At 70.2% G+C, this 332-nt stretch carries 1 protein-coding gene; it reads left to right on the top strand.

Going from position 1 to position 332, the window contains the following annotated elements; genetic code table 11:
• Positions 1–332, top strand: a 332-nt coding sequence (locus IF43_RS0135795; RefSeq protein ID WP_030211319.1) for a phosphoadenosine phosphosulfate reductase family protein, incomplete at both ends; no start/stop codon positions are given.

The raw sequence follows: 332 nt of genomic DNA on the forward strand, positions 1-332 counted from the left end.
AACTGTGGCAGCTCTACAACGGCCGCCACGCCCCCGGCGAACACGTCCGCGTCTTCCCCCTGTCCAACTGGACCGAGCTGGACGTCTGGCAGTACATCGCCCGCGAGGACATCGCCCTCCCCGAGATCTACTTCGCCCACGAGCGCGAGGTCTTCGCCCGCAACGGCATGTGGCTGACCGCCGGCGAATGGGGCGGCCCCAAGGACGGCGAACGCGTCGAGAGGCGCCTGGTGCGCTACCGCACCGTCGGCGACATGTCCTGCACCGGCGCCGTCGACTCCGACGCCACCACGCTCGACGCGGTGATCGCCGAGATCGCCGTCTCCCGCCTC

The sequence above is a fragment of the Streptomyces sp. NRRL S-87 genome (genome assembly GCF_000719335.1).
Taxonomy (GTDB): Bacteria; Actinomycetota; Actinomycetes; order Streptomycetales; family Streptomycetaceae; genus Streptomyces.